Raw genomic sequence first — 17449 nt, 5'->3', positions numbered from 1 at the left:
GCCCTCGCCATGAGTTGAGGGAGGATGGGGGCATGCCGAACCGTCTGGCGCATGAGACATCTCCGTACCTTCTCCAGCACGCGGACAATCCGGTCGACTGGCGGCCGTGGTCCGACGACGCCTTCGAGGAGGCCCGCCGCCGCGGTGTGCCCGTGCTGCTGAGCGTCGGCTATTCGAGCTGTCACTGGTGTCATGTCATGGCCCGCGAGTCTTTCGAGGACGAGGCGACCGCCGACTACCTCAACGCGCACTTCGTGTCCGTGAAGGTCGACCGCGAGGAGCGGCCGGACGTCGACGCCGTCTACATGGAGGCCGTGCAGGCCGCCACCGGCCAGGGCGGCTGGCCGATGACGGTCTTCCTGACCCCCGAGGCCGAGCCCTTCTACTTCGGCACGTACTTCCCGCCGGCGCCGCGCCACGGCATGCCGTCCTTCCGGCAGGTCCTCGAGGGCGTACAGGCCGCATGGGCGGACCGCCGTGACGAGGTGAAGGACGTGGCCGAGCGCATCGTGCGGGACCTCGCCGAGCGCGGCGGGGCCTCCCTGGCGTACGGGGCCGCCCAGCCGCCCGGGCCCGAGGATCTGCACACCGCGCTGATGACGCTGACCCGCGAATTCGACGCCGTGCACGGCGGCTTCGGGGGCGCGCCCAAGTTTCCGCCGTCCATGGTGCTGGAGTTCCTGCTGCGGCACCACGCCCGTACGGGCTCGCAGGGCGCGCTCCAGATGGTCCAGGCGACCTGCGAGGCGATGGCCCGCGGCGGCATCTACGACCAGCTCGGCGGCGGGTTCGCGCGCTACGCGGTCGACGCGACCTGGACCGTGCCGCACTTCGAGAAGATGCTGTACGACAACGCCCTGCTGTGCCGCGTCTACGCCCACCTGTGGCGGGCCACGGGATCCGACCTCGCCCGCCGCGTCGCCGTGGAGACCGCCGACTTCCTGGTCCGCGAGCTCCGCACCGAACAGGGCGGATTCGCCTCCGCCCTCGACGCCGACAGCGACGACGGCAAGGGCGGGCACGCCGAGGGCGCGTACTACGTGTGGACCCCGGAGCAGCTGGGCGAGGCGCTGGGGGAGAAGGACGCCGAGCTCGCCGCCGAGTTCTTCGGCGTGACCGAGGAAGGCACGTTCGAGCAGGGCGCCTCCGTGCTGCGGCTCCCCGACCGCGAGGCGCTGGCCGACGCCGGGCGCGTCGCCTCCGTACGGGAGCGGCTGCTGGCGGCGCGCGGGCAGCGGCCGCGCCCCGGCCGCGACGACAAGGTCGTCGCCGCGTGGAACGGCCTGGCGGTCGCGGCGCTCGCCGAGACCGGCGCGTACTTCGACCGCCCCGACCTCGTCGAGGCCGCGACCGAGGCCGCCGACCTGCTGGTGCGCATCCACCTGGACGACCGCGGGCGGCTCGCCCGCACGTCCCTGGACGGCACCGCCGGATCCCACGCGGGCGTCCTGGAGGACTACGCGGATGTCGCCGAGGGCTTCCTCGCGCTGTCCTCCGTCACCGGCGAGGGCGCCTGGGTCGAGCTCGCGGGCCTGCTGCTGGACACCGTGCAGGGCCATTTCGCCGCCGAGGACGGCATGCTGTACGACACCGCCGACGACGCCGAGGCGCTGATCCGCCGCCCCCAGGACCCGACGGACAACGCCGCGCCCTCGGGCTGGACGGCCGCGGCCGGGGCCCTGCTGTCGTACGCCGCCGTCACCGGCGAGGACCGCCCCCGGGAGGCGGCCGAGCGCGCGCTCGGCGTGGTGCAGGCGCTCGGGGCGCGGGTGCCGCGGTTCATCGGCTGGGGGCTCGCGGTGGCCGAGGCGCTGCTGGACGGGCCGCGCGAGGTGGCCGTCGTCGGCCCCGGCGACGACCCGGCGACCCGTGCCCTGCACCGGGCCGCCCTCCTGGGCACCGCGCCCGGGGCGGTGGTCGCGGTCGGCGAGCCCGGCTCCCGGGAGGTGCCGCTGCTGCTGGACCGCCCGCTGCTGGAGGGGCGGCCCGCGGCGTACGTATGCCGCCGGTTCACCTGTGACGCCCCCACGGCGGACGCGGGGGCGCTGGCGGGGAAGCTGGGGTAACCCCGGGTCCTGGGGTAACCGCCCGGTCCTGGGGTAACCGCCCGGGCCCGCAGCGGGGGCTACAAGGGGCTACAGGGGCAGACCGCGGGCCAGGATGTCCAGCGCGCGGTCGATCTCCTTCTCGATGTCCTCGATCCGCCCGCGGTCGAAGCAGTAGAAGATCGCTTCCTGCACCGCCCCGAGAACGGCCGCCACGACGACCCGCACATCGAGGTCGTCCGCCGCCCGCCCGCTGCGCTCGGCCATCACCTCGCCCAGCATGTCGCGGGTCTGGGTCATGCCCTCGCTCATCCGCCCGCGCAGCGCGGGGACCTGCCGGATCAGCGTCAGCCTGATCTCCAACTCCCCGCGGGCGTCCTCGGCGTACTGGCGGATCAGGTCGACGAGGGCGCGGCGCAGGGAGACCACCGGCGGCTCGTCGAGGGGCCGGGCGCGCAGCGCCTCCAGGATGAGCGGGTCGTACTCGTCCGTGAGGACGATGTCCTCCTTGGTGGGGAAGTAGCGGAAGACCGTGCTCGGGGAGACGTCCGCGGCTTCCGCGATCTGGTCGACCGGGGTGGCGTCGTACCCCTGTTCCTGGAAGAGCCGGTACGCGGCGCGCCGGATCGCCTGCCGGGTCTGGATCTTCTTGCGCTCACGCAGTCCGAGCTTGGGCGGGGCCGTGGGGGTGGTACGTGCCATGAAACTCATTGTCGGGCATCAGTGCGCTCCTGGGCCATGGCCGGTGCCTCGGTGTCCGGCCCCTCCTGCGTCTCTTGTGCGTTCCGCTCCTGTGCGTTCCGTGCGCCCCGGCCCGGCATGAAGAGCGCCGTCAGGACGGCCGCGGCGAGCGAGACGGCGGCGGTGACCAGCAGGGTGAGGTCCATGCCGTGGACGAAGGCGCGGTCGGCGGAGGCCGCGAGCTCGGGGCTGTGCAGGCGCTCGGCCAGCAGCCGGGCGGCGATGACCGAGTCGCCGGCGACATCCGCCGCGCCCGGCGGCAGTCCGGTGGTGTCCAGCCGGTCGTCGTACGCGTCCGCGAGCAGGCTGCCGAGCAGGGCGATCCCGAGGGCGCCGCCGACCTGCCGCAGCGTCATGAGGAGCCCCGAGCCGGTGCCCTCGCGGTCCTTGGGCAGCGAGCCGAGGGCCGCGTCCATGGCCGGGACGATGCCGAAGCCGAAGCCCAGGCCGGTGAGCGACAGCCAGAGCGCGGTCATGCCGTAGCCGTCGTCCACCTGGGTACGCGAGCCGAGGAACGCGGCCGCGGCGATCACCAGCAGCCCGCCGGCGATGACCGGCCGGGCCCCGAAGCGCGCGGCGAGCGGGGCGGCCGTGCGGGCGGAGATCAGCAGCCCGCCCATCATGGGCAGCAGCCGCAGCCCGGTGCCGAAGGCGTCGTAGCCGACCACGGCCTGGAGGTACTGCGGCAGGACGAACAGCAGGCCCAGCAGGCAGAAGCTCACCAGTGTGGCGGTGACGGCGCTCCACAGGAAGGCGGGGCGGCGCAGCAGCGGCAGGTCGAGCATCGGGCGTACGGCCTGCCGCTCACGCAGTACGAGGCCGGTCAGCAGCGCCGCCGACGCGGCGAACATGGTGCAGATGAGCGGGTCGGACCAGCCCCGGTGCGGGGCCTCGATGAAGCCGTAGACGAGCGTGGCGAGCCCGCCGGCGCTCAGCGCGGTGCTGACGACGTCGACCTTGGGGGCGGCCGGGTCGCGGGACTCGGGGAGCAGGAACAGGCAGACGACCATGGCGATCGCGGCCATGGGGATGTTGATCAGGAAGACCGAGCCCCACCAGAAGTGGTCCAGGAGCCAGCCGCCGACCAGCGGCCCCAGCGGCATGCCGAGCGCCGCGGCCGCGCTGAGAGCCCCGATGGCCTTGGCGCGTTCCTCGGGGCCGAAGAAGGTGGGTACGACGGCCAGGGACAGCGGCGAGACCAGCGCAGCGCCCAGGCCCATGATCACGCGGGCGGCGATGACGAGGGCCGCGGAGTCCACGAGGGTGCCGACGACCGAGCCGACCAGGAAGATCCCCAGGCCCGCCACCAGCATCGTGCGGCGGCCGAACCGGTCGCCGAGGAGACCGGCCGGGAGCATTCCGGCGGCGAAGACGAGGGTGTACGAGTCGGCGATCCACTGCTGTTCGCCGGTGTCGGCGCCGAGCGCCGTGGCCATCTGTGGCAGGGCGATGTTGAGGATTGTCGTATCGAAGCCGAGCACGAGCAGGGCCGCGACGAGGGCCCCGAGCGCCCACCAGCGACGCGGATTCAGCGCGTCCGGAGCATCCGGGGAATTCGGGATGCCCGGGGCGTTTGGGGCATGGGAGACAGCAGACAAGGCACACCTCCGAGAGTCACCGTCAAGTGACAGTAACTCTCAAAAGATGTGGGCTGTCAATCGGTAGTCGGTGGAGCGGGTCAGGCGTGCTGATAGGCCACCAGGGAAATGCCCACGTAGTGGACGACGAAGGCGGCCAGCGTGAGGGAGTGGAACACCTCGTGGAAGCCGAACCAGTGCGGTGAGGGGTTGGGGCGCTTGGTGCCGTAGACCACCGCGCCCACGCTGTAGAGCAGCCCGCCGACGACGATCAGCGTCATCACGGCGATGCCGCCGGTGCGCAGGAAGTCGGGCAGGAAGAAGACCGCGGCCCAGCCCAGGGCGATATAGCAGGGGGTGTAGAGCCAGCGCGGGGCGCCGACCCAGAAGACCCGGAAGGCGATCCCGGCGAGCGCCCCCGCCCACACCAGCCACAGCAGCAACTCCTGCTTGCCGTCCGGCAGAAGCAGCAGCGTGAAGGGCGTATAGGTGCCCGCGATGATCAGGAAGATATTGGCGTGGTCCAGCCGGCGCAGCACGGCCGCGGCGCGCGGCCCCCAGTTGCCCCGGTGGTAGAGGGCACTCACGCCGAACAGCGCGCAGGCGGTGAGGGTGTAGATACCGCAGGCCAGCCGTCCGCGCGGGCTGTCCGCGAGGGCGGTGAGGACCACGCCGGCGATGAGCGCGGCGGGGAACATCCCCGCATGCAGCCAGCCACGCAGTCGTGGTTTGAGGGGGGCCGGCGGAGCTGCCGGGGGCCCTGTCGTGGTGTCAACCGGAGCGTCAACGGCGGGATCGGGCACGGCGGCAGTCATGGCGCACATGCTACCTACGCCACCGTAGGTTACCCCCCTGTTTCGAGTGGTGATGGTCACCCTGCGCCCACTGGACAGATTGCCCGAGCCGTCGGATGATCAAATGAGCGCGGTCGGCACCGGATGAGCTGAGCATCCGGGTCGCAGCCCCCAAGGGGTAGCTGTCTCCATAACTCCCAAAACTCCCGAACGTCAAAAAACGCATAGGGCGGGTATGAGTGCACATATCCGGCCAAACCCTCAATCAGTGACGCCGGACCGGAGCGGTCCCGGCGGAATGGAGCGATCGTGGCGCCCAGCAATGTGGCTTCCTCAACCACCGCAGCCCCCACCAGCCACCAGGAGCTGATCTCCTGGGTCGGCGAGATCGCCGAGCTCACCCAGCCCGACCGGGTGGTGTGGTGCGACGGCTCGGAGGCGGAGTACGAGCGACTGTGCGCGGAGCTCGTGGAGAAGGGAACGTTCCAGCGGCTCGATCCGATCAAGCGGCCGAACTCGTACTACGCCGCCTCCGACCCCACGGACGTGGCGCGCGTCGAGGACCGGACCTTCATATGCTCCGAGCGCGAGCAGGACGCGGGCCCGACCAACCACTGGAAACACCCGGACGAAATGCGGGAGATCTTCTCCGGGGAAAAGGGCGTCTTCCGGGGTTCGATGCGCGGCCGGACCATGTACGTGGTGCCGTTCTGCATGGGCCCGCTCGGCTCGCCGCTGTCCGCGATCGGCGTGGAGATCACCGACTCCGCGTACGTCGCAGTCTCCATGCGCACCATGACCCGCATGGGCCAGGACGTCCTCGACGTCCTCGGTGACCAGGGCTTCTTCGTCAAGGCCGTGCACACCCTCGGCGCCCCGCTGGAGCCCGGTCAGGCCGACGTCCCGTGGCCGTGCAACAGCACCAAGTACATCTCCCACTTCCCCGAGAGCCGGGAGATCTGGTCGTACGGCTCCGGCTACGGCGGCAACGCGCTGCTCGGCAAGAAGTGCTACGCGCTGCGTATCGCCTCCGTCATGGCCCGCGACGAGGGCTGGCTCGCCGAGCACATGCTGATCCTCAAGCTCACCCCGCCGCGCGGCGAGGCCAAGTACGTCGCGGCGGCCTTCCCCAGCGCCTGCGGCAAGACCAACCTCGCCATGCTGGAGCCGACCATCCACGGCTGGACGGTCGAGACCATCGGCGACGACATCGCCTGGATGCGGTTCGGCGAGGACGGCCGGCTGTACGCGATCAACCCCGAGGCGGGCTTCTTCGGCGTCGCGCCCGGCACCGGTGAGCACACCAACGCCAACGCCATGAAGACCCTGTGGGGCAACTCGGTCTTCACCAACGTCGCGCTCACCGACGACGGCGATGTGTGGTGGGAGGGCATGACCGAGGACGCGCCCGCGCACCTCACCGACTGGAAGGGCAACGACTGGACGCCCGAGTCCGGCACCCCCGCCGCCCACCCCAACGCCCGCTTCACCGTGCCCGCCGGGCAGTGCCCGATCATCGCGCCCGAGTGGGAGGACCCCAAGGGCGTGCCGATCTCGGCGATCCTCTTCGGCGGCCGACGCGCCAGCGCGGTGCCGCTGGTCACCGAGTCCTTCGACTGGCAGCACGGCGTCTTCCTCGGCGCCAACGTGGCCAGCGAGAAGACCGCCGCGGCCGAGGGCAAGGTCGGCGAGCTGCGCCGCGACCCGTTCGCCATGCTGCCGTTCTGCGGCTACAACATGGGCGACTACATGGCCCACTGGGTGAAGGTCGGCAAGGCCGCCGACCAGGCCAAGCTGCCGAAGATCTACTACGTGAACTGGTTCCGCAAGGACGCCGAGGGCCGGTTCGTATGGCCGGGCTTCGGTGAGAACAGCCGTGTGCTCAAGTGGATCGTCGACCGCCTCGACGGCAAGGCCGAGGGCGTGGAGACCGCGATCGGCGTGCTGCCGACCCGCGAGGCGCTGGACACCGAGGGCCTGGACATCCCCGACGCCGACCTCGACCTGCTGCTGACCGTCGACAAGGACGTATGGCGCGAGGAGGCGGCGCTGGTCCCCGACCACCTGCGCACCTTCGGCGACCACACGCCGCAGGAGATGTGGGACGAGCACCGCGCGCTCGTCGAGCGTCTGGGCTGAGCGACAGTCGCGAGCGACAGCTCCGCCGTTTCAGGCAAAGGGCCCCGCACCCAGGTGCGGGGCCCCGCCTCGTTGTTCGCGCGTCAGCCGCCGTTCGCGTCAGCCGCCGTTGGAGACCAGCTTCTTGACGCCGCGCTGGTCCGCGGCCGTGAACTTGCCGCCGTTGGTGTTCAGATAGCCGCCGTTCGGCGAGGCCATGACCGGCCGGTTCTCGTTCGGGCTGAACTTGGACGGGTCCGGATGATCCAGACCCATCATGTGGCCCAGCTCATGGGTGACCGCGTTGAGGGTCATCGCATGGGCCTTGGCCTTGTTCGAGCCGAACCAGGTGTTTTCCTTGCCCGTACTGGTCCAGTACTCGGTGTCCATCTCGACATATCCGCCCCAGGCGGAATGGTTCCGGGTGTTGTAACAGGGAAGGGCGTGCGACATGCCCGCCTTCCCCATCGGCCGGTACTTCAGCAGAAACATGATGTGGTTCTGCGGCCCGGCGCAGTACTTCTTGTTGTTGTAATTCGTCCCGCCCTCGATCTTGGTGGACAGCACGAACTTGATTCCCGCGTTCTTCACCTCCGGCATGGCGTTGAGCTGCGCGACCGGAACCTTCAGATACGCGGTGAGCCAGCTCTGCGACTTCTGCGTCACGAAAGAGAGGGTGTACGTGCTGTTGTGCTGCAGATTTGTGATGTAGTACGGCGAGCCGGACTCCAGCTTCCAGCCCACGCCCTCGTTCGCGGCGCTCGCGGTCGAGGCCGTGGCGAATACCGTCCCGATGGCGGCGGCCAGGGCGATTCCGCCGATTCTTTTCTTCATGTGGTGCTCCCCGTTGTACCGAGGCCCGCCGTGCACGCCGGGCCGATCGGATCCTAATGGCCGTCCGATCGCCCGCAGTCGGCCAGGTCTAATTGTTGCGCCCCCGGTCCTCCAGGTACTGCGTATGCGTCTGCTGACGGCGGGCCTCCGCCTCCCGCAGGGCCGAGGCCATCGCGTTCGCCTCGTCGAACAGCAGCGTCAGCTGGCGCTCCAGATGGCGCTCGGGCGGGTCCGTGCCTGGGGTGAGCCGGGTCCACCAGCGGGTGCGGGCGTATGTGTCGACGGCCTCGGGGACGTCGTGGCGGATGATCCGCGACAGCGCGTACGTCCCCTCCGGGTCGAGCATCAGCGCCTCGCCCCAGCTCCGGGTCGAGCAGCGCCGCCAGCAGCCCGTCCAGTTCGGTGAGCCGGCCGGAGGCGGCGCAGTGCCGAGACGGTGGTGGTCGCGGTCCGGTCGACGCCCTTGATCGGCTCCTCGTTGTTGCGGCGTACGACGTCCATCGCCAGATAGCGTTCCTAGAGACTGAGCGGGAGTGAGTCCTGTTGCCAGAACCCATGCTCAGTCGAACGCCCCCAACGGTGTTGGGCGTTCTGGTCAACCGCGTTCTCACCGCATACGGCGCGCACGGATCGTGTCCGTGGTCCGGGGATGCGGGGGCGGTTTCCCTCGCGCCTTGGGGTGTCCGGTCGGGCCTGGACGGTCCGATGCCCGCACCCATCGCTCTGGCGGGTGCGGGGCGTGCCGTCCGTCGCCGGATCGGGTACCCCAGGGCGCGCCTACCGATCGCCACCGCGGCAGCATCGTGGCGAGTGGTCTTCCTGATCTTGGTGGTGAGGGGTTTCTGCCAGTGCTGGGCGCCCCACTTGGAGGTGTAGGCCGGGTCGACGGCAATGATGGTGATGCCGAGTTCGGCCGCCATGCTGACGAGCCGGGCCCGCAGCCTGCTGACGGGCATGCCGGAGATGAGGTTGCGAAACCTCTTACGGCGGCCGTGCTTCTCGCGGGTCTTCTCGGCGGTGAAGTCGAGGTCTTCGACTGCGATCGCGAGGTCGTGGCGTCTGGCCCAGTGCAGCAGGCGGATGAGCGTGTGGCGGACCTGGGCGTCGCGGTGCGAGGCGGTGCCGGACAGGTCGTAGCCGAACCGGAGTGGCTCACCGACGGGGTTGCCGTGTGCGTCCAGACGCCAGGCGGCGAGGTGGTCGGCGTTGGTGTCCACGCCGATCAGGCCGTTTGCGCGGGCCGCCTCCAGTGGCACGGTTTTGACCGGGGGGATCGTCCAGGACGCGGTCAGGTACCAGCGGCCCCGCACGGTGTCTTCGTGGATGCGGTAGGCGACGGCCCGGTTGGCGGTGACGCGGTCGCGCCACTGTTCGCCCCGGTGCGGGAAACTCACGCGGGCGGTGAGCACGTACCGGCCGTGCGGGGCGTTCGCCAGGTGGGCCAGCGGCGCGGGGAGCTTGAGGAAGACCTCGCCGTCGGGAGTGACACGGATGGTCTCGTTGCCGAACCGCTTGCCGCACTCGCCGTCCGCTTGGAGGAACCGGCGCTCGGCCTGCCACCGCTGCCGCCATTCCGACTCGGTGAGCTTGGCTGCATGGAGGTTGTGCCGGTTGTTCAGCAGCCGCTTGCCGCCGCGCACAACGTGCACGATTCCGGCCTCACGGTCGGCCCGCGCTGCGTCGAGCCGGTCGGTGAGCAGGTGCAGGCGGCGGGTCTTGGCGAACCACTCCTGCCGGGTGCCGTAGCCGCCCGGAGCTTTCTTGGTGCCTTTCTCGCCGACGGGCAGGGACAGGCGGTGCGCGATCGTGGTGACCCCGGCTTCGAGGCTCTGGATGTGGGCGAGCTGGCCGCGCCGGGCCAGCGCCCACTGATCGTGGGTGGCCTTCGTGATCGACCCGGCCCAGCGGGAGGAGGACTCCTCCGTGAGCATGCGCTTGCGCTCTGCCCGCCGCTCACTGTCATGGTCCAGCCCCGCCGCGCACCGCGCCTTCAGATCACGGCAGGCGAGCGTACCGGCCAGATGGCGGGAAGGTGAACTGCTGATCGCAGTCCGAATCGGGAATCGGCATTTCTGGAACGGGAGTTGGCGCCGTACGCGCTCCTGCCCGGCGGCCGTGGCCAGGGCCGCTGTCGGACCGGTATGTCACCCTGTGCGCCATGAACGACACCCCGACCGACGACCTGATCGGTACGCAGACCCCGGCCCGCCGCCTCACCGATCCGGACGAGGCGATCGCCGCGCTGGAGCGCGCCGTGCCCGGCCTGGCGGCTCACCGTCGGTCCGAGCCCGTCGCGCTCGACTGGGCGGTGCTGGAGGAGGGCCTGGGCACCGCGCTGCCCGCCGACTACAAGCGCCTCGCCGAGTGGTACCCCAACTTCGTACTCGGCGACTTCCTCCACGTCGGCCTCCCCGGGCCGGGACGGGAGCGGTACCAGCTCGACGGCATCCGCGAGACGCTGACCGAGGACCTCCAGGACTGGTGGGAACACGACATGACAGCCGGTCTGCGCCTCTACCCGGCGCCGGGCGGGCTGCTGCCGTGGGCGGGTCATCGCGGTGTGACCGCTACGCCATCGAGCCGCTTGCGGAAGCACACGCGGGCCTGCCCCCGGCCGTCGTAGTCGCCGTGCACGGGCACCCCGTCGATCTCGCGGTCGCCCGCCTCGCACTCGAACCCCATGGCCCGGTGAAACGCGATGGACCCGGTGTTCCCCGGCGAGGTGATCGCGCGCACCTCCGTCCGGCCCGCCTCGGCGGCCCGGCGGAAGAATGCCTCGTAGAGCCCGCGCGCCACGCCCTGCCCGCGCAGCCGGGGGTCCACCCCCACGAAGTGGATATACGCCTCGTGGCCGTTGTCCCCGGAGTAGAAGCCGACCAGGAACGCCTCGACCGCCCCCGCCTCGTCCTCCCGTACCAGGCTGGTGCCGGAGAAGAACTGCAGAAACAGCTTCGGCAGCAGCAACGACAGCTCGCGGGCCTGCTCGGGCGTGCGGGAGTCACCCCACCATGTCTGTACGCACTCCACCAGCGCGGGGTGGTCGGACACGCGGGCCTGACGCAGACCTGTCATTCCTGTCTCCTTCGGGGGTTCCGTCCCACTGCCACTCGGCGCGCCGCGGACGGCCGGGAAGCGGGATACGTCCGGTGCACCACAACAGGGTGTCAAACGGGCTGTGGCCCGCCGGGGCGCCGGGGAAGAGACGGGTGAGCGCGGCACCGACCGGGCCGTCGGGCGGGGCCCAGGGAACCCCGAGGGCGCGGGTGATGTCGTAGGTGTGGACGAGCAGTTCGGTGATGCCCATGGCGGCGAACCCGGCGGCGTCCGAGTGCCCCCAGGGATGCCAGGCGCGCACCTGGCCGGCCGTGTCCCGGACGGTGGAGGTGAGAAGGGACGCGGCGATCCCGACCCCGTCCAGGCAGGCGGGGACCGGGGCCACGGGATCGAGCGAGGCGAAGAGCGTGATGTAGCGGTCCTGGGGCCGGGCGATGAGCAGTCCGGCGTAGCCGGTCAGGCCGAGGGCGAGATGGTCGAGGGTCGCCCGGCAGGTCCAGTCGAGGCCGTGGGCCGGGCGTGACCAGTCCTGGTCGGCGGTGGTGAGGAGGGCAGCCAGGCAGTCGTCGGCGGCGGCCGACAGCAGCTCCGGCCAGGGCGTGGCGGTGGCGGTGGCGGTGGCGGGGATCATCGGTTCCGGGGCGGGACCAGGGATGGCCGCGGACGTCGTGGTCACTGGTCGGCCGCCGGCTTCCTCAGGACCTCGATCACACCCGCGAAGCTGTCCGAGCCGTGGCCCGCGGCCTTGGCCTGCTCCATGGTGGACTTCAGCAGCTCGGGCAGGGCGTTGTCGACGCCCCGGGACGCCGCCGCGTGGAGCAGATGCTCGATGGCCGCGATCTGTACGTCGATGGTCGCGTCGTCGCCCGGGTAGCGGCCGGCGTCCACCTGCGGTGCGTAGGTGGTGAGGAAACCGGCGACGGCGGTCAGCCAGCGGAGCGCGATCGGGGTGAAGGCCGTGGCCGGCGTCTTCTCGGCGCCGACCAGCGCGGTGCCGTGCAGCCAGCCGGCCATGGTGGACCACATCAGGCCGAGCAGGGCCGCGTCGTAGAGGGAGGCGATGCCGGGGTCGTCGGACAGGTACAGGGGGTCGCCCAGGGCCGCCAGGGTCGGTCGGTGGGCTTCGAGGACGGCGTGCGGACCGCTGTAGAGGAACATCATCTCTGGGCTGCCGACCCCGGGCGGGGTGGTCATGATCGCGCCGTCGAGGTAGTCGGCGCCATGGGACCGGGCCCATACGGCCATCTCCTGGGCCTGTTCCGGTGAGCCGGAGGTGAGGTTGACCAGGACCTTGCCCGCGAGGGTGTCGGCGATGGGGTCGAGGACGGTGTGCAGCGCCTCGTAGTCCAGGACGCAGGCGACGATGAGCGGGCTCGCCGCGACCGCCTCCCCGGGCGTCGCGGCCGGGCGGGCGCCCCGGTCGGCCAGCGGCCGGGCCTTGTCCGCCGAGCGGTTCCACACGGTGGTCGGGTGGCCGCGGTCCAGCAGCGCGGCGGCCAGCGCCGAGCCCATCGAGCCCAGTCCGATGACCGTGACGGCCTGGTGGTCAGCGTTCAACTCACAACTCCTTGTACGTCCGCACACAGCGGTTGATCACTCACCTCCCACGCTCGCAGCGCCCGGCGGCCGCGGACAGTGACACCGATGACGGCCATCACCAAATTCCTGCCATACGCTGCGAGGCATGAGCGCTGGTTCCGTGGCCGTGGTCGTGACCGAGGAGATCGGGCTCCCCTCCTGGGACCTGTACGAGCTGAGCATCCCCTGCACCGTCTTCGGGAAGGCGCAGTCCGACCTGGCCGACCCCTGGTACGAGCTGATGCTGTGCGGCACGGGGGCGGGGGAGCGGTTGGAGGACGGCGCCACCGGGCTGGTGCTGCGGACCGGCCACGGACTCGACGACCTTGTCGGCGCCGACACGGTCATCGTGCCCTCGGTGCCCGACCCCTGCGTCGAGGAGGGCAGGCCGCTGCCGGAGGAGCTGATCCGGGCCCTGCGCCGGGCCTACGACGCGGGCGCCCGTATGGTCTCCCTGTGCACCGGCGCCTTCGCGCTCGCCGAGGCCGGGCTGCTCGACGGGCGGCGCGCCACGGCCCACTGGCTGCACACCGCCCAACTCGCCGAGCGCTACCCGAAGGTGCGGGTCGACGACTCGGTGCTGTACGTGGACGACGGCGACGTGCTCACCAGCGCGGGCCTGACCGCCGGGCTCGACCTCTGCCTCCATCTCGTACGCCGCGACCTCGGCGCCCATGTCGCGAACCAGCTGGCCCGCCGCATGGTGGTGCCCGCCCACCGGCCCGGCGGCCAGGCCCAGTTCATCGACCTGTCCGTGCCCACGACCGACGACGACGCCCTGGCCCCCGTACTCGACTGGGCCCGGTCCCACCTCGACCGGCCGCTGGCGGTACGGGACTTGGCGCGGCGGGCCGCGATGAGCCCCCGCACCTTCCACCGCCGGCTCCAGGAGGCCACGGGGACGACGCCCTTGCAGTGGCTGCTCACCCAGCGCCTCGGGCGGGCCCAGGCCCTGCTGGAGTCGACCGACCTCCCCGTCGAGAAGATCGGCGAACTCAGCGGCCTGGGCACGGCCAACAACCTCCGCCACCACTTCCTCCGGCACATCGGAGTGTCACCGAGGGAGTACCGGCGGGCCTGGCGTCAGGCCGTGTGCTGATACGCCGAGTAGGTCAGATAACCCGCGTCGCCGCCCTGGTAGTACGTGGCCTCGTCGGCCGGGGCGATCGGGAGCCCGGTGCGCAGCCGCTCGACCAGGTCGGGGTTGGCGATGAAGGCGCGCCCGAAGCTGATGAGCTCGGCCCCAAGACCGAGCCAGTGGTCGGCCTCGGTCCGCCCGGTCTGCTTCGGGCCCATCGGAAGCACCGGGTTCATGATCAGGGTGTTCGGCCACGCACGGCGCAGGTCCACCAACACCTCCTCGTCGGCGGTGGCTTCGAGATGCACGTACGCCAACTCAAGGCGGGCCAGCTCGGTCAGCAGCGCGGTGTAGAGCTCTGGAACATCGGCTTCCGCCACGCCCCAGAACGTCCCGCCCGGGGAGAGCCGGATACCGGTCCTGGCCCCGCCGACGGCCTCGACGGTCGCCGACGCCGCCTCGACGGCGAACCGGATCCGGCCCGCGACCGAGCCTCCGTAGCGGTCCGTGCGCAGATTGGCGTTCGAGGAGAGGAACTGCGAGATCAGATAGCCATTGGCGCCGTGCAGCTCGACACCGTCGAAGCCGGCGTCGATGGCACGGCGGGCGGCCTGCGCGTACGACTGGGCGTGCTCGGGCACCTCGGCGGCTTCCAGGGCCCGCGGCGTCGGCGCGGGCTGAGGCCCGGTCGGAGTGAACACCTCGCCGACGGCGGCGACGGCCGACGGCCCGACCGGGCGCATACCGGTGGTGTCCGGATGCGAGACCCGCCCGCCGTGCATCAGCTGGGCGAAGATCCGGCCGCCGTTGGCGTGCACGGCGGCGGCCACCGGGCGCCACGCGGCGACCTGCTCGTCGGTGTGCAGCCCCGGTGTGCCCGGATTGGACTGCCCGATCAGACTCGGCTGCGCGCCTTCGGCCACGATCAGCCCGGCGGTGGCCCGCTGCGCGTAGTACGTCGCCATCGACGGCGTCGCCAGACCGCCGTCGGCGGCCCTGACCCGCGACATCGGGGCCATCACCACCCGGTTGGGCAGCGTCAGGTCGCCGAGCCGATAGCTGTCGAACAGGGTCGTCGTCGTCACGTCGGTTTTCCTCCGCGATCCGCGGCGCCCGCTTCTCGGGCGCTCGGCGGTTACGCTAAAACCTCACATGGATGTCAGAGGCAAGGCTCTGTGCCGCGGGTCACAGTCAGCGGGTCACGGTCAGGAGGACGGCATGCGCATCGGGGAGCTCGCCGCACGAGCCGGGGTCAGCGTCAGATCCCTGCGCTATTACGAGGAGCAGGGGCTGCTCACCAGCACCCGCAGCGCCAGCGGGCAGCGGCACTACACGGACGACGAGGTCGAACGGGTCAGGTTCATCCAGCGGCTGTACGCCGCGGGGCTGTCCAGCCGCACCATCGTCGAACTGCTGCCGTGCGTCGACGCGCCCAGCGAGGAGAATTCCGACGCCGCGCTGGAGCGGATGGCACAGGAGCACGACCGGCTCTCCCGCCACATCGACGACCTCATCCACACCCGGGACGCCCTCGAAGGGCTGATGGCCACGAACCGCGCGCATCGCGAGACTCTGCGGGCAACGGCGGCCTGCTGACCGCCGCTTGCTGATCGCGGTCTGCCGATCGCGGTCCGCCGACCGTCCCGACCGAGTCCTAACCCGCGTGCGCGGCGAACGCCGCATACGCGCGCTCGTCGAAGAGGACGAACCTGACCTCCTCGACCGCGGTCTCCGCGGCCCGCACCGTCTCGACGGCGATACGGGCGGCGTCCTCCATCGGCCACCGGTAGACGCCGGTCGAGATGGCGGGGAACGCGACCGTACGGGCGCCGAGTTCGTCAGCGACCCGCAGCGACTCGCGGTAGCAGGAGGCGAGGAGCTCCGAGCGGTCCTCGGTGGCGGACCACACGGGCCCCACCGTGTGAATCACCCACTCGGGGTGCAGCCGCCCCGCGGTCGTGGCCACGGCCCGCCCCGTCGGCAGCCCCTTGCCGTAGTGGGACGCCCGCAGCGCCCGGCACGCCTCCAGGATCTCGGGCCCGCCCCGGCGGTGGATGGCGCCGTCGACGCCTCCGCCGCCGAGGAGGGAGGAGTTGGCGGCGTTGACGATGGCGTCGGTGTGCTGGTCGGTGATGTCGCCGCGGACGAAGGTGATGGTGGTGCTCATGGGCCCATTGTGGAGTGTCGGCGCGGGTCGACCGGGGTGAGCACTCCGAGCCGGTCCTCGATGTCCTGGGCGGTGGCCAGGCACAGGTCCTCCCGGAACGCGCGCCCGACGATCTGCACACCGGACGGCAGCCCCTCGGCCAATCCGGTCGGTACGGCCACCCCGGGCACGCCCACGAGGCTGGTCACCGAGCACAGGCGCATACCCGCCCCGACCCGCTGCCGTCCCGCCCTGTCGCGTGACTCCAGCCCGGGCTCGACGGGCGGCTCGGTGAACACCGGCCCCAGCAACAGCGGGTACTCGTCGAGGAATTCCGCCCAGGAGCGGCGGATGCCGAGCCAGGCGCCCATCAGCTTCATGAACTCCTCGGCGGTCGCGGGCGGGGTCTGCTCCATGGTCATCTCGATGTAGCGATCTCCCCCTTCGCCGAGCAGCTTGCGTACGGCCGGCCAGGCCGGGGCGAACTCGGTCACGGTGATCCGGTGGTACGCCTCCAGCGCCTCGTCCAGCCTCGGCACGTCGGCCACCTCCCGTACGTCGTACCCGGCGTCCCGCAGCGCGTCGGCCGCGGTCGCGACGGCCGCGAGCACCGTGGGGTGGACGCCGTGGCCGCCGGGGTCGGCGACGACGGCGACCTTCATCGGCCCCGGCAGCCGCTCGCCGTATACGGGTACGGGCACGGCCCGCGGGTCCCGCGGATCGGTCCCGGCCAGCGCCTCGTACGCCAGCCGCAGATCGGCGACGCCGCGCGCCAGGGGCCCGTCGGTGACCAGCAGCTGGGAGGCCGGGCCGGGGTCGTCCGGGCCGAGGACGCGGTGGTCGGCGGGGAACCGCCCGGTGCTCGGCTTCAGCCCCGCCACGCCGCAGAACGAGGCGGGGATCCGCACCGACCCGCCGGAGTCGTTGCCGAGTCCGAGCGCGGCCATGCCGGTGGCGACGGCCACCCCGTCGCCGCCGCTGCTGCCTCCCGGGGTCCGGGTCGGGTCCCACGGGTTGACGGTGTCGCCGAACAACTCGCTGCGGCTGTGCATCCCGGCCAGGACCAGGGTGGGCATGTTGCTGTGCCCGATCGGGATGGCTCCCGCCGCGCGCAGCCGTGCCACCGGGGGCGCGTCGGCCGGCGCCACCAGGTCGCGGAAGCGCGGGGACCCGAGCGTGGTCGGTACGCCCTCGACGGCGGTGGTCTCCTTCACGGTGAACGGCACACCGGCCAGCGGACCCAACTCCTCGCCCGCGGCCCGCCGTCGGTCCGTCCGCGCCGCGGCCTCCCGGGCGCGCTCGGCCAGCAGCTGTGTGACCGCGTTCACTTGCGGGTTGACCTCGGCGATACGGGCCAGATGGCTGTCGACCAGTTCCACGGCCGAGATGTCCCCGTCGCGAACCGCCTGTGCCTGGGCGGCGGCTGACATCTTCCACAGGGCGTTGTGCACGACCCCTGTCCTTCCCGTTCACGTTTCGATGCG

The 17449-nt window shown here is 71.5% G+C and carries 15 protein-coding genes and 2 pseudogenes; 5 read left to right on the top strand and 12 right to left on the bottom strand.

All coding sequences use genetic code 11. The features are described 5' to 3' along the window. Positions 1-32 precede the first annotated feature (32 nt). On the top strand, positions 33-2066 hold the full coding sequence (locus ACFV2X_RS42350) for a thioredoxin domain-containing protein (RefSeq protein ID WP_385626687.1): 2034 nt from the start codon (positions 33-35) through the stop codon (positions 2064-2066). Between the two features lie 69 nt (positions 2067-2135). On the opposite strand, the gene ACFV2X_RS42345 is transcribed toward ACFV2X_RS42350, so the two are convergent. From ACFV2X_RS42345 to ACFV2X_RS42335, 3 genes are all read right to left on the bottom strand, one after another. After that, on the bottom strand, positions 2136-2747 hold the full coding sequence (locus ACFV2X_RS42345; protein WP_385626685.1) for a TetR/AcrR family transcriptional regulator: 612 nt from the start codon (positions 2745-2747) through the stop codon (positions 2136-2138). A 5-nt stretch (positions 2748-2752) separates the two neighbouring features. After that, a complete protein-coding gene (locus tag ACFV2X_RS42340) occupies positions 2753-4273 on the bottom strand; it encodes an MFS transporter (RefSeq protein ID WP_385626756.1) in 1521 nt (506 codons plus the stop codon). A 191-nt stretch (positions 4274-4464) separates the two neighbouring features. Then, on the bottom strand, positions 4465-5178 hold the full coding sequence (locus tag ACFV2X_RS42335) for a hemolysin III family protein (protein ID WP_385626684.1): 714 nt from the start codon (positions 5176-5178) through the stop codon (positions 4465-4467). 288 nt (positions 5179-5466) lie between these two features. Here ACFV2X_RS42335 and ACFV2X_RS42330 point away from each other — a divergent pair, with 288 nt between their 5' ends. Continuing rightward, positions 5467-7296, top strand: coding sequence for a phosphoenolpyruvate carboxykinase (GTP) (locus tag ACFV2X_RS42330; protein WP_385626682.1), 1830 nt, complete (start codon positions 5467-5469; stop codon positions 7294-7296). Positions 7297-7395: 99 nt separating this feature from the next. Here the strand turns inward: ACFV2X_RS42330 and ACFV2X_RS42325 are convergent, their stop codons facing one another. The 3 genes and pseudogenes from ACFV2X_RS42325 to ACFV2X_RS42315 form a co-directional block, all read right to left on the bottom strand. Further along, entirely contained in the window at positions 7396-8109 is a 714-nt protein-coding gene (locus ACFV2X_RS42325) for a hypothetical protein (protein ID WP_385626680.1), read from the bottom strand. Between the two features lie 88 nt (positions 8110-8197). Further along, positions 8198-8531, bottom strand: a pseudogene (locus ACFV2X_RS42320) (hypothetical protein); the annotation flags it as partial. Between the two features lie 94 nt (positions 8532-8625). Next, positions 8626-10166: pseudogene (locus tag ACFV2X_RS42315) on the bottom strand (IS200/IS605 family accessory protein TnpB-related protein). Between the two features lie 101 nt (positions 10167-10267). Between ACFV2X_RS42315 and ACFV2X_RS42310 the strand changes: the two are divergent. Continuing rightward, positions 10268-10732 (top strand): SMI1/KNR4 family protein, encoded by a 465-nt coding sequence (locus ACFV2X_RS42310; protein ID WP_385626678.1) that lies wholly within the window; start codon positions 10268-10270, stop codon positions 10730-10732. On the opposite strand, the gene ACFV2X_RS42305 is transcribed toward ACFV2X_RS42310, so the two are convergent. From ACFV2X_RS42305 to ACFV2X_RS42295, 3 genes are read right to left on the bottom strand one after another with little or no spacing between them, the layout of a single operon-like run. Then, complete coding sequence (locus ACFV2X_RS42305) at positions 10660-11181, bottom strand: GNAT family N-acetyltransferase (protein ID WP_385626676.1); 522 nt, start codon at positions 11179-11181, stop codon at positions 10660-10662. The two genes, ACFV2X_RS42310 and ACFV2X_RS42305, sit on opposite strands and share 73 nt — an antisense overlap. Continuing rightward, complete coding sequence (locus ACFV2X_RS42300) at positions 11108-11839, bottom strand: maleylpyruvate isomerase N-terminal domain-containing protein (protein ID WP_385626674.1); 732 nt, start codon at positions 11837-11839, stop codon at positions 11108-11110. Before ACFV2X_RS42300 ends, ACFV2X_RS42305 begins: the two co-directional genes overlap by 74 nt. Continuing rightward, complete coding sequence (locus tag ACFV2X_RS42295; RefSeq protein WP_385626672.1) at positions 11836-12720, bottom strand: NAD(P)-dependent oxidoreductase; 885 nt, start codon at positions 12718-12720, stop codon at positions 11836-11838. Before ACFV2X_RS42295 ends, ACFV2X_RS42300 begins: the two co-directional genes overlap by 4 nt. Positions 12721-12847: 127 nt before the next feature. Between ACFV2X_RS42295 and ACFV2X_RS42290 the strand changes: the two genes are divergently transcribed. After that, positions 12848-13840 carry a GlxA family transcriptional regulator gene (locus tag ACFV2X_RS42290; protein ID WP_385626670.1) on the top strand — a complete coding sequence of 331 codons (993 nt, stop codon included), beginning with the start codon at positions 12848-12850 and terminating at the stop codon, positions 13838-13840. On the opposite strand, the gene ACFV2X_RS42285 is transcribed toward ACFV2X_RS42290, so the two are convergent. After that, a complete protein-coding gene (locus ACFV2X_RS42285; RefSeq protein ID WP_385626668.1) occupies positions 13825-14904 on the bottom strand; it encodes an alkene reductase in 1080 nt (359 codons plus the stop codon). The genes ACFV2X_RS42290 and ACFV2X_RS42285 overlap by 16 nt on opposite strands. A gap of 133 nt (positions 14905-15037) precedes the next feature. Here ACFV2X_RS42285 and ACFV2X_RS42280 point away from each other — a divergent pair, with 133 nt between their 5' ends. Then, the gene (locus ACFV2X_RS42280) at positions 15038-15415 is read left to right on the top strand and encodes a MerR family transcriptional regulator (RefSeq protein WP_385626666.1); all 378 of its coding nucleotides are present in this window, start codon (positions 15038-15040) and stop codon (positions 15413-15415) included. 58 nt (positions 15416-15473) lie between these two features. On the opposite strand, the gene ACFV2X_RS42275 is transcribed toward ACFV2X_RS42280, so the two are convergent. Continuing rightward, a complete protein-coding gene (locus ACFV2X_RS42275; protein WP_385626665.1) occupies positions 15474-15986 on the bottom strand; it encodes an O-acetyl-ADP-ribose deacetylase in 513 nt (170 codons plus the stop codon). Further along, positions 15983-17416 (bottom strand): amidase, encoded by a 1434-nt coding sequence (locus ACFV2X_RS42270; RefSeq protein WP_385626663.1) that lies wholly within the window; start codon positions 17414-17416, stop codon positions 15983-15985. Before ACFV2X_RS42270 ends, ACFV2X_RS42275 begins: the two co-directional genes overlap by 4 nt. Positions 17417-17449: the final 33 nt, after the last annotated feature.

Origin of the sequence: Streptomyces sp. NPDC059679, from assembly GCF_042734105.1 — a bacterium.
In the GTDB taxonomy this organism is placed as follows: domain Bacteria; phylum Actinomycetota; class Actinomycetes; order Streptomycetales; family Streptomycetaceae; genus Streptomyces.
Note: the sequence above shows the minus strand (reverse complement) of the source record. Positions and strands in the feature narration are given on the sequence as shown.